The sequence below is a fragment of the Streptomyces sp. 11-1-2 genome, assembly GCF_003595545.1.
Taxonomy (GTDB): Bacteria; Actinomycetota; Actinomycetes; order Streptomycetales; family Streptomycetaceae; genus Streptomyces; species Streptomyces hygroscopicus_B.
The window spans coordinates 6,205,758-6,219,840 of record NZ_CP022545.1; the positions used below are offsets into that span (position 1 = coordinate 6,205,758).

Sequence of the window (14,083 nt, forward strand, 5' to 3'; positions counted from 1 at the left end):
ACTGCACAGTGGACGCGAGCATCTGTGGCCAAGTTTTTAAGGGCGCACGGTGGATGCCTTGGCACCAGGAACCGATGAAGGACGTGGGAGGCCGCGATAGGCCCCGGGGAGCTGTCAACCGAGCTTTGATCCGGGGGTGTCCGAATGGGGAAACCCGGCAGTCGTCATGGGCTGTCACCCATACCTGAACACATAGGGTATGTGGAGGGAACGCGGGGAAGTGAAACATCTCAGTACCCGCAGGAAGAGAAAACAACCGTGATTCCGGGAGTAGTGGCGAGCGAAACTGGATGAGGCTAAACCGTATGTGTGTGATACCCGGCAGGGGTTGCGCATACGGGGTTGTGGGAGTGCTTTTGATCGGTCTGCCGGCTGGTCGGTGAGTCAGAAATTGTTGATGTAGGCGAAGGGCATGCGAAAGGCCCGGCGTAGAGGGTAAGACCCCCGTAGCTGAAACGTCAGCAACTTGCTTGAGTATTTCCCAAGTAGCACGGGGCCCGAGAAATCCTGTGTGAATCTGGCGGGACCACCCGCTAAGCCTAAATATTCCCTGGTGACCGATAGCGGATAGTACCGTGAGGGAATGGTGAAAAGTACCGCGGGAGCGGAGTGAAATAGTACCTGAAACCGTGTGCCTACAAGCCGTGGGAGCGTCGCCGTGTTCTTCGGAGCACGGTCGTGACTGCGTGCCTTTTGAAGAATGAGCCTGCGAGTTTGCGGTGTGTTGCGAGGTTAACCCGTGTGGGGAAGCCGTAGCGAAAGCGAGTCCGAATAGGGCGGTTTAGTAGCGCGCTCAAGACCCGAAGCGGAGTGATCTAGCCATGGGCAGGTTGAAGCGGAGGTAAGACTTCGTGGAGGACCGAACCCACCAGGGTTGAAAACCTGGGGGATGACCTGTGGTTAGGGGTGAAAGGCCAATCAAACTCCGTGATAGCTGGTTCTCCCCGAAATGCATTTAGGTGCAGCGTCGTGTGTTTCTTGCCGGAGGTAGAGCACTGGATAGGCGATGGGCCCTACCGGGTTACTGACCTTAGCCAAACTCCGAATGCCGGTAAGTGAGAGCGCGGCAGTGAGACTGTGGGGGATAAGCTCCATGGTCGAGAGGGAAACAGCCCAGAGCATCGACTAAGGCCCCTAAGCGTACGCTAAGTGGGAAAGGATGTGGAGTCGCAGAGACAACCAGGAGGTTGGCTTAGAAGCAGCCATCCTTGAAAGAGTGCGTAATAGCTCACTGGTCAAGTGATTCCGCGCCGACAATGTAGCGGGGCTCAAGCGTACCGCCGAAGTCGTGTCATTGCAGCATGTGGTCTAACGATCGCTGTGATGGGTAGGGGAGCGTCGTGTGCCGGGTGAAGCAGCCGTGTAAGCGAGTTGTGGATGGTTCACGAGTGAGAATGCAGGCATGAGTAGCGATACACACGTGGGAAACGTGTGCGCCGATTGACTAAGGGTTCCTGGGTCAAGCTGATCTGCCCAGGGTAAGTCGGGACCTAAGGCGAGGCCGACAGGCGTAGTCGATGGACAACCGGTTGATATTCCGGTACCCGCTTTGAAGCGCCAACGTCGAACCAGGCGATGCTAAGTCCGTGAAGCCGCCCTGATCTCTTCGGAGTTGAGGGGAGTGGTGGAGCCGACGGTCCAGACCTGTAGTAGGTGAGTGATGGGGTGACGCAGGAAGGTAGTCCAGCCCGGGCGGTGGTTGTCCCGGGGTAAGGGTGTAGCCCGAGGAGTAGGTAAATCCGTTCCTCTTTAGGGGTGAGACCTGATGCCGAGCCGATTGTGGTGAAGTGGATGATCCTATGCTGTCGAGAAAAGCCTCTAGCGAGTTTCATGGCGGCCCGTACCCTAAACCGACTCAGGTGGTCAGGTAGAGAATACCGAGGCGTTCGGGTGAACTATGGTTAAGGAACTCGGCAAAATGCCCCCGTAACTTCGGGAGAAGGGGGGCCATTGCTGGTGATGGGATTTTCTCCTTGAGCTGGTGGTGGCCGCAGAGACCAGCGAGAAGCGACTGTTTACTAAAAACACAGGTCCGTGCGAAGCCGTAAGGCGATGTATACGGACTGACGCCTGCCCGGTGCTGGAACGTTAAGGGGACCGGTTAGTCACATTTCGGTGTGGCGAAGCTGAGAACTTAAGCGCCAGTAAACGGCGGTGGTAACTATAACCATCCTAAGGTAGCGAAATTCCTTGTCGGGTAAGTTCCGACCTGCACGAATGGCGTAACGACTTCTCGACTGTCTCAACCATAGGCCCGGTGAAATTGCACTACGAGTAAAGATGCTCGTTTCGCGCAGCAGGACGGAAAGACCCCGGGACCTTTACTATAGCTTGATATTGGTGTTCGGTTCGGCTTGTGTAGGATAGGTGGGAGACTGTGAAGCCGCAACGCCAGTTGTGGTGGAGTCATTGTTGAAATACCACTCTGGTCGTGCTGGATGTCTAACCTGGGTCCGTGATCCGGATCAGGGACAGTGTCTGGTGGGTAGTTTAACTGGGGCGGTTGCCTCCTAAAGGGTAACGGAGGCGCCCAAAGGTTCCCTCAGCCTGGTTGGCAATCAGGTGTTGAGTGTAAGTGCACAAGGGAGCTTGACTGTGAGACCGACGGGTCGAGCAGGGACGAAAGTCGGGACTAGTGATCCGGCGGTGGCTTGTGGAAGCGCCGTCGCTCAACGGATAAAAGGTACCCCGGGGATAACAGGCTGATCTTCCCCAAGAGTCCATATCGACGGGATGGTTTGGCACCTCGATGTCGGCTCGTCGCATCCTGGGGCTGGAGTCGGTCCCAAGGGTTGGGCTGTTCGCCCATTAAAGCGGTACGCGAGCTGGGTTTAGAACGTCGTGAGACAGTTCGGTCCCTATCCGCTGTGCGCGTAGGAGTCTTGAGAAGGGCTGTCCCTAGTACGAGAGGACCGGGACGGACGAACCTCTGGTGTGCCAGTTGTCCTGCCAAGGGCATGGCTGGTTGGCTACGTTCGGGAGGGATAACCGCTGAAAGCATCTAAGCGGGAAGCCTGCTTCGAGATGAGGACTCCCACCCACTTGATGGGTTAAGGCTCCCAGTAGACGACTGGGTTGATAGGCCAGATATGGAAGCCGGGTAACTGGTGGAGTTGACTGGTACTAATAGGCCGAGGGCTTGTCCTCAGGTGCTCGCGTCCACTGTGTTGGTTCTGAAGCAATGAACCGTATTGAACCCCCCTTCTTGTTTGGGGTGTGGTTCCGGTTCAGTTTCATAGTGTTTCGGTGGTCATAGCGTTAGGGAAACGCCCGGTTACATTTCGAACCCGGAAGCTAAGCCTTTCAGCGCCGATGGTACTGCAGGGGGGACCCTGTGGGAGAGTAGGACACCGCCGAACAATCTTTAGCCTCGGTCCCGAGCATTCAGTGCTTGAGACCGAGGCTTTTTTGCGTTCGCCTCGTTGTTCGCCGCAATATCCGTCCCCGCTTGCACACGAAAGACACGAAAGAGAGGCCTCGGTAAGCACCATCGGACGATGCGCCACGGCGGCCTCTTGTCCACGGCCTGGGGACCCTGGGAACGGCTGACCGGGGGCCTCTGTCGCGGTGTCCGTCCCGGCCAGCCCGACTACTGGCCCACCAGGGAGCGGTGGGGCCAGCGGGCTCGTGCTTGTTCCTGGGAGCGCATCAGGGCCAGTGTGGGCAGGCCCTGGGCCGCGCCCTGGGTGAGGAGATCGGGGAGCGCCGGGAGCGGCGCTACAGCGGCGACGTCGTCCAGGACGAGAGTCAGTGGTGGGTCGAGCCGACCGGAGGATGACCGTTCGGCCATGCGCCGGCCGTGCTCGACCACGTCTGAGGCGAGTGCGGTCAAGAGGGGCATCGCACCCGGATGGGCTCGGGGGTCCTCGATGGACTCACCCATCAGATACAGCGTTCCCCCTTCGGCGACGAATGACTCCAGTGCGAGCGTGTCGGCGCGGCCCGGATTGCAGGCGTCCCGGATGTGGATCGAGGACAGCGCGCCGAGGGCACGGGCGGTCAGCTCCTGGGCCATATCGCGGCGTTCACGGTGTGCGGTGAGCGTGGCCTCCAGCTCGCCGGCCGCGCCGCCCGCCGCCTTGGGATGCGTACGGAGGATCTTCACGGGCTCGTGGGCCGAGCTGCCCTGCGCCCAGCGGTGCACATGGCGGAAGGGCCGGCCGTCCACCGCGGCGGCGTGCAGCCAGCAGCGGAGCATCGTCTCCGCGGCTTCCGCCATGGGCCGGTCCATGGCGTGCATGGGCCGTACGGGGGCGAGGAGGGCGACGGCGCGGGAGGCCGCGATATCGCGGGAGCCGCAGTCCGACGCCGGGTTCCAGCGCAGCCGGGCGGGAGTGTCGAGCAGATGGGACGGATCGAAGACGTGGGTGGGGCCGAGCTTGGCGCGGGCGTCCTTGGTGGTGGACCAGAGCTCGGGATCGCTGGTGACGACCAGGACGGGGCCGAAGGCCTCCAGGACGGTGTGGGCCGCGGACTCGCCGCGCTGGGCACCGAAGAGGACACGGGACTGGGCCAACTCGCCGTCGGGAAGGCCGGCCGCCGTCAGCGGGTCGGTGCGAGGAGTGGGGAGCGGTTGAGCGGACACCGGGTCGGGGCCGAGCGGGGCGTACAGACCGTCGTGGGCGGGCGGTGTGCTCGCGCCGTCCGTGGGGGCGCCCTGCGCGCGGGCTCTCTGCTCGGCGATGTGGGGATGCGGCTGGTGGCCCGTCCCGGTGGCCGCCTCAGCGGCGACGGCCTCGGCGTCGTGGGGGTGACCGGCGACGGGTGCGACGAGGCCGTTGCCGGCAACCGCCTCGGCCGGTGCCGGGGGCCCGACGGGGTGGCCTGGAGCGGCGCTCTCGGACCAGGAGGCCGAGGAGCCCTCAGGGGGTCTGGCGGCGCCGGAGGCGGCTCCTGCGGACGCCGGGCCGCTTCCAGGGACTGGTGCGGGCGGGGGTGGCGCCTCGGTGCCCGGGGCCGGCTCCCTCCTCGTACCGTTGCCGGTTCCGAAGCCGTCCTCGGCGGCGCCCGCGCCCGTAAGGCCGAGTCGTTTCGCCTCCGCCGCCTCCGCGCGGGCGGTCGCGTCGGCGCGGCGCTGGGTGCGGACCGTCCGGTAGCGGGCCAGTGTGCCGATCACGAAGATCGTCAGCACGATCAGCACCATCAGCTCACTGATGAAGACGCCCCAGAACAGCCCGTACCCCGACAGCTGGTCCTTCGGGGTGCTGGGCCATGCCGCCGCCAGGTCCTGGGGCTCCTGCACCAGATGGCGCAGTGCCACCGGTGTCCGCATGAAGGTCAGGTTGTCCGGCCAGGCGCCGCGGGCGAAGAGCCCGGCCAGCCCGGTCGCCGACCACATCAGGCCGAGCGTGCCCAGCAGGAGGCCGATGGCGCCGATCAGCAGACCGTCCGGAATGCCGCCTTCCGCGGACGGAGGTCTTCCGTGCTCCGCGGGCCCGCCGTGGTTCTGTCCCGCTGCCATCTCACGCCACCGTTGATCCGTACGACGGCCCGCCGTAGGTTTCCGCCTCGACCGCCGCGGCGGCTCGCTCCTCGGCCTCCGCCTCGGCCGCCATCTGGACGGCCAGCCCGTCCTCCGTCATCGCCCGGTCGGTGTAGACCAGGGGCCGCTCGGCCTCGGTGATCAGGTGTTTGACGACCTGTACGTTGCCGTTGACGTCCCATACGGCGATACCGGGGGAGAGCGTCGGGATGATTTCGACGGCCCAGCGGGGCAGGCCCAGGACGCGGCCGGTGGCCCGTGCCTCGTCCGCCTTCTGGGCGTAGATCGTCCGTGTGGAGGCCATCTTGAGGATGGCCGCGGCTTCCCGGGCCGCCGCGCCGTCGACCACGTCGGAGAGATGGTGGACGACGGCGACGAAGGACAGGCCGAGCCGTCGCCCGAACTTCAGCAGCCGCTGGAAGAGCTGGGCGACGAAGGGGGAATTGATGATGTGCCACGCCTCTTCGACCAGGAAGATGCGCTTCCTGCGATCGGGACGGATCCAGGTGTGCTCCAGCCAGACGCCCACGATGGCCATCAGGATCGGCATCGCGATCGAGTTGCGATCGATATGGGACAGGTCGAAGACGATCAGGGGTGAGTCCAGATCGATTCCAGCCGTGGTGGGGCCGTCGAACATACCGCGCAGATCGCCGTCGACCAGCCGGTCCAGCACCAGGGCGACATCGAGGCCCCAGGCCCGTACATCGTCTATATCGACGTTCATCGCCGCCGCCGAATCCTCCTCGGGGTGGCGCAGCTGCTCCACGATGTCGGTCAGCACCGGCTGGCGGTCGACGATGGTCTCGTTGACGTAGGCGTGCGCGACCTTCAGGGCGAACCCGGAGCGCTCGTCGAGCCCGTGCCCCATCGCGACCTCGATGATCGTGCGGAGCAGGGCGAGCTGACCGGTCGTGGTGATCGCCGGATCCAGGGGGTTCAGGCGGATACCGCCGTCCAGGGCCGCCATGGGGTCGAGCCGGATGGGCGTTATCCCCAGCTCCTGGGCGATGAGATTCCATTCGCCGACCCCGTCCTCGCCCTGGGCGTCCAGCACCACCACCTGGCGGTCGCGGAACCGCAGCTGACGCAGGACGTAGGTCTTCTCCAGGGCCGACTTTCCGTTTCCGGACTCGCCGAGCACCAGCCAGTGAGGGGCCGGCAGCTGCTGGCCGTAGAGCTGGAAGGGGTCGTAGATATAGCCCTTGCCGGAGTAGACCTCGCGGCCGATGATCACGCCGGAGTCGCCGAGGCCGGGGGCCGCGGTGGGCAGGTAGACGGCCTGCGCCTGGCCGGTGGAGGTGCGCACGGGCAGCCGCGTCGTCTCCACCTTTCCGAACAGAAAGCTGGTGAACGCATCGGTGACGGCGCTCATCGGATCGGCCACTGCGGAGCCCCTATCGTCCCTGTCGTCCCAGTCGTCTCTATCGGCGGATGCCGGTCGCGAACGGCAACGTGTTCACAAAGGCCCGGTGGTGCTCGCGGTCGCACCACTCCAGCTTGAGATAGCTCTTCCCCGCCGAGGCCCGGATGGTCCGCTTGTCGCGCGCGAGGGCCTCCGGGGACCGGGAGGACACGGTGATGTAGCCGACGAGGTTGACGCCCGCGGCGCCGCTGGCGAGATCCTCGCCGCGCTGGTCGAGCCGGCCGTGGGCGGCGATGTCGCGCGGGTCGACGGTGCGGTTCATCTTCGCGGCGCGGCTGGCCTCGGCCTCGTCGTTGGTCTTCTCGGTGAGCATTCGCTCGATGGCGACCTCGGTGGGCTCGAGGTCCATACAGACGGCGACCGTACGGATGACATCGGGGGTGTGGACGAGCAGCGGGGCCAGGAAGTTGACCCCGACCGGCGTCATGGGCCACTCCTTTACCCAGGCCGTGGAGTGGCACCAGGGCTCGCGGGTGCTCGACTCCCGCGTCTTGGCCTGGAGGTAGGTGGGCTCCATGGCGTCCAGCTCGGCGGGCCAGGCGTTCCGCTTGGTCATCGCCTGGATGTGGTCGATGGGGTGGTCCGGGTCGTACATGGAGTGGACGAGCGACGCCAGCCGCCCCTGCCCCAGGGGCTGCCGCACCCGGATGTCGGCCTCGGCGAGCCGGGCACAGATGTCGGTGAGCTCACGGGCCATCACCACGGCGAGGCCCGCGTCCTTGTCGATGCGGCGGCCGGCGCCGCTGTGGCGGGCGGCGCGCGCGATGGCCTGGGCCTCGGCGGCGAGGTCGCGGGTGTAGTGCATACAGGCGACGAGATAGGCGCGGTGCTGCTCGGAGGAGGTGGAGACCATGGACTGCAGTTGGTCGTAGGAGTCCTTGAGCCAGTTGGGGGCCTGGTGGTCGCCGCGCCGCTCGACGTCCTTGGCGTGCGCGTCGGGGTCGGCGGGGAGGGTGCGGGCCAGGATCTGCAGACGGGTCACGAAACCGTCGCCGTTGGCCACATGCTTGAGCAGAGTGCCGAACCGGTCCACGAGGGCTTCCTGGTCCTCGCTGTCGCGCAGTCCGACGCCGGGGCCCTCGATCTCGATGGCGGCGGTGACGGTGCGGCGGTCGGCGTGCAGGAGCACGGCGATCTCGTCGGGGCCGAAGGGGGCCGCCAGCCAGTTGATCCGGCCGATGCCGGGGGGCGGACCGACCTCGATCTCCCGGCCGTCGAGGCGGGTGCCGGCCTCCGTGGCGCCGGAGCGGTAGGCGGTGGTGCCCTTACGGACGCTGCGCTTGTAGGAGCGGTTGATCTCGAACCAGCGGTAGAACGTCCGCCCGTTGTACGGGACGTACACGGCGGCGAGGGCGAGGGTGGGGAAGCCGACCAGGGCGACGATGCGGAACATCAGCACCTGCACCAGCAGGCCGCACATCATTCCGATGAAGGCTCCCCCGATGATCAGTGCGATCTCCCCGGTCTCGCGGTTCTTGCCGACGACCGCGTTCGGGCGGGGGCGCCCGATCAGATATGTGCGACGGGGCGCGATGGGGTGCGACTGGGCGTCGATCGTCACCGCCGGTCACCTCCCGAGTTGTTGCCGGAGCCGCGGTTGGTGGCGGAGCCGCCGCGGGAGCCTCCGGTGTGGCCGGTGCGGCTGGCGGGCGCGGGGCCGCCGCCCCCGCCGCCCGAGGTTCCGCCTCCGCCGCTGGTGCGGGTGCTGTGGGCCGCCACGCCGCCGGAGACGGGGTTGGCGGGCTTGGCCTGCCCCGGGGCGCCGCCGCCCCCACCGGTCTCGCCTCCGCCGCGGGCGCTGTGGGCGTTGATGCCCTGCTTCACCAGGGCCGCGGGGGACGTGATGACGGCGGCGGCCTGGCGGGACGCGGGGTCGGAGCTGGCGCTGCGGGCCTTGACGATCTCGTCGCCGAAGCCGGGTACGAAGCGGTAGATCATCGCGCTGGCGAAGATGGCGAGGATGATGATGGACAGGCCGGAGACGACGGCCGAGAAGGCATCGGGCTTGTCACCGGAGGTGGAGAGCGCGCCGGCGAGGGCCAGCACGATCATGATCACCGGCTTGACGAGGATCACGGCGATCATGATCCCGGCCCAGCGGCGCACATGCCCCCACATGTTCTTGTCGACGAGGCCCGAGTAGACGGCGGTGCCGAGCAGCGCGCCCACGTAGAGGAGGGCGGCGCGGATGACGAGCTCGAGGCAGAGGACGCCGGCGGCGAGGATCGTCACAAGCGAGACGACGATGAGCATGATCGGGCCGCCGCCGATGTCCTCGTCCCGCTTGAGCGCCTGGGCGAAGGAGCCGAAGAAGGCGTCGTTGTCCGCACCGGTGCCGGAGGCGATGGCTTCGGTGACGGCGTCGGTCGCGGTGACGACCGTATAGAGGATGAGAGGGGTGAACGCGGAGGCCAGGACCGTCAGCCAGAGGAAGCCAATGGCTTCGGAGAGCGCCTCGCCGAGGGGGACGCCGCGGATGGCGCGCTTGGCGACGGCGAGGAGCCAGAGGATGAGGGTGAGGACGGTGGAGGCGGCGAAGACGACGGCGTACTGGCGGAGGAAGGCCTCGTTGGTGAAGTCGACGGTGGCCGTCTCCTTGACCAGCTTGGAGAGCTTGCCGATGAGCCAGGAGGCGGCGTCGGCGCAGCCGCGGGCGAGGGAGGCGGCGGGGTCCAAGGGGTTGGAGGGGTCGGGGGGGCCGCTGGAGCCGCCGGAATCCTTACCGCAGGGTGCGGGGCCGATGATGTCGCCGCAGTGACCGTCGTCCGACGGGGTCGGGGTGGGGCTCGGTGCCGCCGCAGCGCGGCTGGCCAGGAGGATAGCGGCCGTCTGCACGGAAGCCAGGGCTCCGGCGAGGGTGAGAGCGCGTCGGCGGGGGCTAGCGGGCATAGGTGAACCCTCCGTACTGCTCGACTGCCTTGGCGATCTCATCGGCCGTGGACGCGGTGCGGTCGCTGTTGACCGGTGCCGGACCAGCCTTCTGCGAATAGCTCTCGGCTTTCCAGTCGTTGTTCACCCACCGCAGCTTGAGCGTCAGGGTGAACCAGTCGTTGGTGACCGGGTTCTTCGATCCCTCTCCGGCCGTGCCGAATACGCCGGTGCACCAGACCGCGACGGTCGCGCTGGTGTCCGAGACTTTGCCGACTTTCGTGCCCACGGGGGCGGTACGCGAGACGTAGGTCATGCCGTCGGGCGCCTTACCGTTCGCGTCCAGGCCGATTCTCTCCAGGGATGCCTCGGAGTAGGCCTTGTCGAGCCTGCTCTGGAGCCGGCCGGCGGCAGCGCTGGTGAAGATCTGGGGGACGATCTCATGGCGGCGGTCGCGGTTGTACATATCGGCGGACCCCAGCGCCACCGCATAGTTCGCCGCCGCGCTCTGGGCTCCCTGTTCCGACTTGGCGAAGCCCGAGGCGATGCCCGTGGTGTTGTTCTTGCCGTCGACCGGGCGCTCGCCCGTGGGGGCGGTGGGGCGGGCTTCGGTGCCGGTGCCGCCGGTGTCGTCGCTGCTGGAGTCGCCGTCCTTGCCGCCGCTGCCGCGGTTGACGAAGGCGATGGCCGCGAGGAGGAGGACGACGACGCTGACCACGGTGATCAGGTTGCGGCTGGGCTTGCCGGCGCGGCCGGGGGCTCGGCGGGGCGGGCCGTATGGGTCGCCGTCGCCCTCGGGCAGGCGGGTGCGCGTCAGGTGATCTCCAGGGGCCGCGCCGCGGCCGCGGCGCGCCTCATGGCCCTCGTAGTCACCGCCGTATCCGTCGTCGCCGCCGAGACTCATCCTGCGTACGCCCCTTCACCCGTGCCGAGCCTGCCGAGACTGCTGATCCCGCCGAGCCTGCCGATCGTGCCGGCCGCGTCATCCATGGTCCCTCTTCCGTCACCCGCATACGACGGTAACGGCGAGGACTGACGCTCGGGCGCGCTGGTGTGAGTGGACATCAAGCTGACACGTCCTCAGCGTGGTGAGCGGGAGCGGGCATCAGGGAGCAGCCTCGGGTACGGGGTGGGGGACCGGTAGGGGGAATCGGGAGCGGGGGCTTGCGGCCAGGGGTGTGCGCCCCGCGCAGGGGGGCGGCTCGGAGGCGGGCGGGGGCGCGGCTAGATGGCCATGCCGTACACGATCGTGAAGAGCGTGCCCAGTGATCCGATGATGAACACACCGGTCAGGCCGGCGACGATCAGCCCCTTGCCCTGCTCCGCGCTGAAGGTGTCCCGCAGGGCCGTCGCGCCGATCCGCTGCTTGGCCGCGCCCCAGATGGCGATGCCGAAGCACAGCAGCAGTGCGACCGCCATCACGACCTCGATCATGACGCGGGCCTCGCTGCCCAGACTGCCGAACGGGCCCCAGTCTGGGGCGATTCCACCGATGATGGTGTTGATGTCGCCCTTTTCGGCCGCTAGGAACATGATGAACTCACCGCCCCTTGTGGGTTGTTGTGTCCCCCCGCCGGCATGGCGTGGGTCAGCCTCTATCTTCGCTGATGAATCCGCTTCCGCATGTCGACTTGGCGGCATTTCTTGGCGGATCTCGTGCGTGTTGTGGGACACGGCCGTCTGGCGGACGTGTGAGGCGTGTCAGCGGAGTGTCGTATGGTCACTCTGTGTATCACGCGGGTGAGCGTCGGGCAACGATCGGTGAGGACCGGCGGTGAGGACCGGCGGTGAAGGCCGTCAGTGAGAGCCAGAGGGGCATCGGTGAAGGGCCATCGGCCGCTCACTTCCCCGTGGGCTCGTCGGTCTCCGCGAGGTCGGCGAAGTCGTCGAACTCGCCCGCCTTGACGCCCTTGATGAACGCCTCCCACTTGGTCCGGGTCGTGACGACGACGGTCTCCGGGTCGTTGCTCTCGCGCATCATGATCTGGTCGTCGGGGCCCTCGGCCACCTCGAGGTAGGCGCGGCCCTCCTCGCTGTCGGCGGGTGCGGCCCGCTGCCAGTCGAGCTCTTGCCAGTCGCGCCGTGTCATCTGCGGCCCCCAGGGTCGTGGTGCTCGGACGGCTGGACTCTACGCGTTGCGCGACTCCGCGAGTGGCGGCCTGGGCGGAGCGGTGAGGCGCGCGGGGCGGGTGGGCGGCGCATAAGGGGGCGCGCGTCGGCGGCCCGCCGTATGGTTTCGGCTGGGGAGCGGCTGATTTTCGCCGTGGGGACGTAAACGCGTTCGCATCGCGGGCGGATGGGGGAGGATGGCCGGGTGCGTAAGGTCTGGCTGGGTGTCAGTGTCGGTATCGGAGTCTCCTTTTCCTTCGTCGCGCTGCTCGTCGTCGGCACCTATATGGTCGCGGCGGATCTCATCGGCGGTGCGGGCGGTAAGGCCGTCGGGCTGGCGAAGGGCTCCGTTCCCTCCTCGTACGAACCGCTGATCCAGCAGTACGGGAACTCCTGCCCCGCCATCAATCCCGCGCTCCTCGCCGCGCAGCTCTACCAGGAGAGCGGCTGGAACGCGAAGGCGCAGAGCCCGGCCAACGCCAAGGGGATAGCGCAGTTCATCCCCGCCACCTGGGCCTCGCACGGGGTCGACGGCAATAAGGACGGCGTCAGGGATATCTGGGACCCCCAGGACGCGATCCCGTCGGCGGCGGCCTATGACTGCTCGCTCGCCAAGTACGTCAAGGATGTGCCGGGCAATCAGACGCACAACATGCTGGCCTCGTACAACGCGGGCGCCTATGCCGTGATCAAGTACGGCGGGGTGCCGCCTTACCGCGAGACCCAGAACTACGTGAAGACCATCACCACCCTCGCCAAGAGCTTCGAGGCGCCGATCCAGAAGGTCCAGCCCTCCCAGCAGTCGGCCGGGGCGATCTACTTCGCGCAGAAGCAGCTCGGCAAGCCCTATCTGTGGGGCGGGAACGGCACGCCGGAGGAGGGCGGGCGGTTCGACTGCTCGGGGCTGACGAAGGCGGCGTACAAGACGGTCGGGATCGACCTGCCGCGCGTCGCCAACGACCAGTGGAACGCCGGACCCCACCCCAAGCGGAACGAGCTACTCCCCGGGGACCTGGTCTTCTTCGCCTATGACCTCGACGACCCGAGATCGATCCACCACGTGGGGATGTATGTGGGCGGCGGTTACATGATCAACGCGCCCTACACCGGTGCGGTGATCCGTTTTGACAAGATCGACTCGCCGGACTACATCGGTGCTACACGGGTGACTCAAGATGGCGCGAAAGCGCTGCCGCGGGCGAACTCCGCGTAAGGATTCCCCCTGAGCTGCGACGATCGGTCACCCTTCGATAACGTCCCGGTGATCGTTGGGTGGAGTACGGAACCCCCGGCGAGAAGAGGGAGTTCCCTGGAGGTGGATCGGAGCGTGGATCAGCGTGGATCGACGGCGGACTCTCCGGCGCCGGTCGCGATGCCACGGATCGCAAGGCATTACGGGGGGTCGGCAGCTGCACGTAGTGACAGGCAAGAGATAAGGGGCTACGGCACATGGCTGGACTCGCGCTGGACGGGTCGAACCCCGATGTCAGCCTTCTCTACGACATCAACGGGCTGGCGAAGGACGCCCCCCACTGGTTCGACCGCGTCATGGAGTTCGTCGGCGAGTACGGGATCATCATCGGGCTCGCCCTGGTGACCCTGGCCGCCTGGTGGAGTGTGCGGAAGCGGCCGCAGGAGGCGCCGTCCGCCGTCGCCGGGCTTGTGTGGGCCCCGCTGGCCGCCGGGCTGGCGCTGTTCGCCAACATCCCGATCCGCGGCTTCGTCGAGCGGCCGAGGCCCTTCAAGGACCACCAGGGGCTCGACGTCCTGGTGGCGGGCAAGACCGACTTCTCGTTCGTCAGCGACCACGCGACGCTGACCATGGCGGTTGCCGTCGGCGTCTTCATGGCCCACCGCGCCTACGGGGTGGCCGCGATAGGGCTCGCGCTGCTGGAAGGGTTCTGCCGCGTCTATATGGGGGTCCACTACCCGACCGATGTGATCGGCGGGTTCGCCCTGGGGACGGCGGTCACGCTGCTGCTGGCGCCGCTCGCGATGATGCTGCTGACACCGCTGACCACGGCGATCGCGAGTTCGCGCGTCGGCCGGCTGATACGGGCCGAGCCCGCCGCCGCCGACCAGGGCGCGGACGGGGCGTGTGCGGAACTCTCCGAGTCCCGCTCAGCGGGCGGCGACCACGGGAACAAGGATCTGGCGGCTTAGCGGCTCCCTTACGGATACGCCTGATGGCCTCCTTA

9 protein-coding genes and 2 rRNA genes are annotated in these 14,083 nt (G+C 66.8%); 4 read left to right on the forward strand and 7 right to left on the reverse strand.

What is annotated here, in order from left to right:
• Window positions 1-26: 26 nt before the first annotated feature.
• A 23S ribosomal RNA gene (locus tag CGL27_RS26345) occupies window positions 27-3,147 on the forward strand.
• A gap of 95 nt (window positions 3,148-3,242) precedes the next feature.
• Window positions 3,243-3,359, forward strand: a 5S ribosomal RNA gene (rrf, locus tag CGL27_RS26350).
• Window positions 3,360-3,589: 230 nt separating this feature from the next.
• Here rrf and CGL27_RS26355 read toward each other — a convergent pair.
• From CGL27_RS26355 to CGL27_RS26385, 7 genes are all read right to left on the reverse strand, one after another.
• Window positions 3,590-5,461 carry a type IV secretory system conjugative DNA transfer family protein gene (locus CGL27_RS26355; RefSeq protein ID WP_119990453.1) on the reverse strand — a complete coding sequence of 624 codons (1,872 nt, stop codon included), beginning with the start codon at window positions 5,459-5,461 and terminating at the stop codon, window positions 3,590-3,592.
• A 1-nt stretch (window position 5,462) separates the two neighbouring features.
• Window positions 5,463-6,869: an ATP-binding protein gene (locus CGL27_RS26360; RefSeq protein WP_078642717.1), complete on the reverse strand. Its 1,407-nt coding sequence runs from the start codon at window positions 6,867-6,869 to the stop codon at window positions 5,463-5,465.
• A 37-nt stretch (window positions 6,870-6,906) separates the two neighbouring features.
• The gene (locus CGL27_RS26365; RefSeq protein WP_119994559.1) at window positions 6,907-8,463 is read right to left on the reverse strand and encodes an SCO6880 family protein; all 1,557 of its coding nucleotides are present in this window, start codon (window positions 8,461-8,463) and stop codon (window positions 6,907-6,909) included.
• Between the two features lie 2 nt (window positions 8,464-8,465).
• Window positions 8,466-9,797, reverse strand: a complete 1,332-nt coding sequence (locus tag CGL27_RS26370) for a hypothetical protein (protein ID WP_119990455.1) — start codon at window positions 9,795-9,797, stop codon at window positions 8,466-8,468.
• Window positions 9,787-10,680 (reverse strand): hypothetical protein, encoded by an 894-nt coding sequence (locus tag CGL27_RS26375; RefSeq protein ID WP_078642719.1) that lies wholly within the window; start codon window positions 10,678-10,680, stop codon window positions 9,787-9,789. The genes CGL27_RS26370 and CGL27_RS26375 overlap by 11 nt, the downstream gene beginning before the upstream one ends.
• Before the next feature lie 320 nt (window positions 10,681-11,000).
• Entirely contained in the window at window positions 11,001-11,309 is a 309-nt protein-coding gene (locus CGL27_RS26380) for a hypothetical protein (RefSeq protein ID WP_009716148.1), read from the reverse strand.
• Window positions 11,310-11,616: 307 nt separating this feature from the next.
• Window positions 11,617-11,865, reverse strand: a complete 249-nt coding sequence (locus CGL27_RS26385) for a DUF397 domain-containing protein (protein WP_078642720.1) — start codon at window positions 11,863-11,865, stop codon at window positions 11,617-11,619.
• Window positions 11,866-12,090: 225 nt separating this feature from the next.
• On the opposite strand from CGL27_RS26385, the gene CGL27_RS26390 reads away from it, so the two are divergent.
• Together CGL27_RS26390 and CGL27_RS26395 are read left to right on the forward strand one after the other, a co-directional pair.
• Complete coding sequence (locus CGL27_RS26390) at window positions 12,091-13,098, forward strand: bifunctional lytic transglycosylase/C40 family peptidase (RefSeq protein ID WP_014053891.1); 1,008 nt, start codon at window positions 12,091-12,093, stop codon at window positions 13,096-13,098.
• A 236-nt stretch (window positions 13,099-13,334) separates the two neighbouring features.
• On the forward strand, window positions 13,335-14,048 hold the full coding sequence (locus tag CGL27_RS26395; protein ID WP_119990457.1) for a phosphatase PAP2 family protein: 714 nt from the start codon (window positions 13,335-13,337) through the stop codon (window positions 14,046-14,048).
• Window positions 14,049-14,083: the final 35 nt, after the last annotated feature.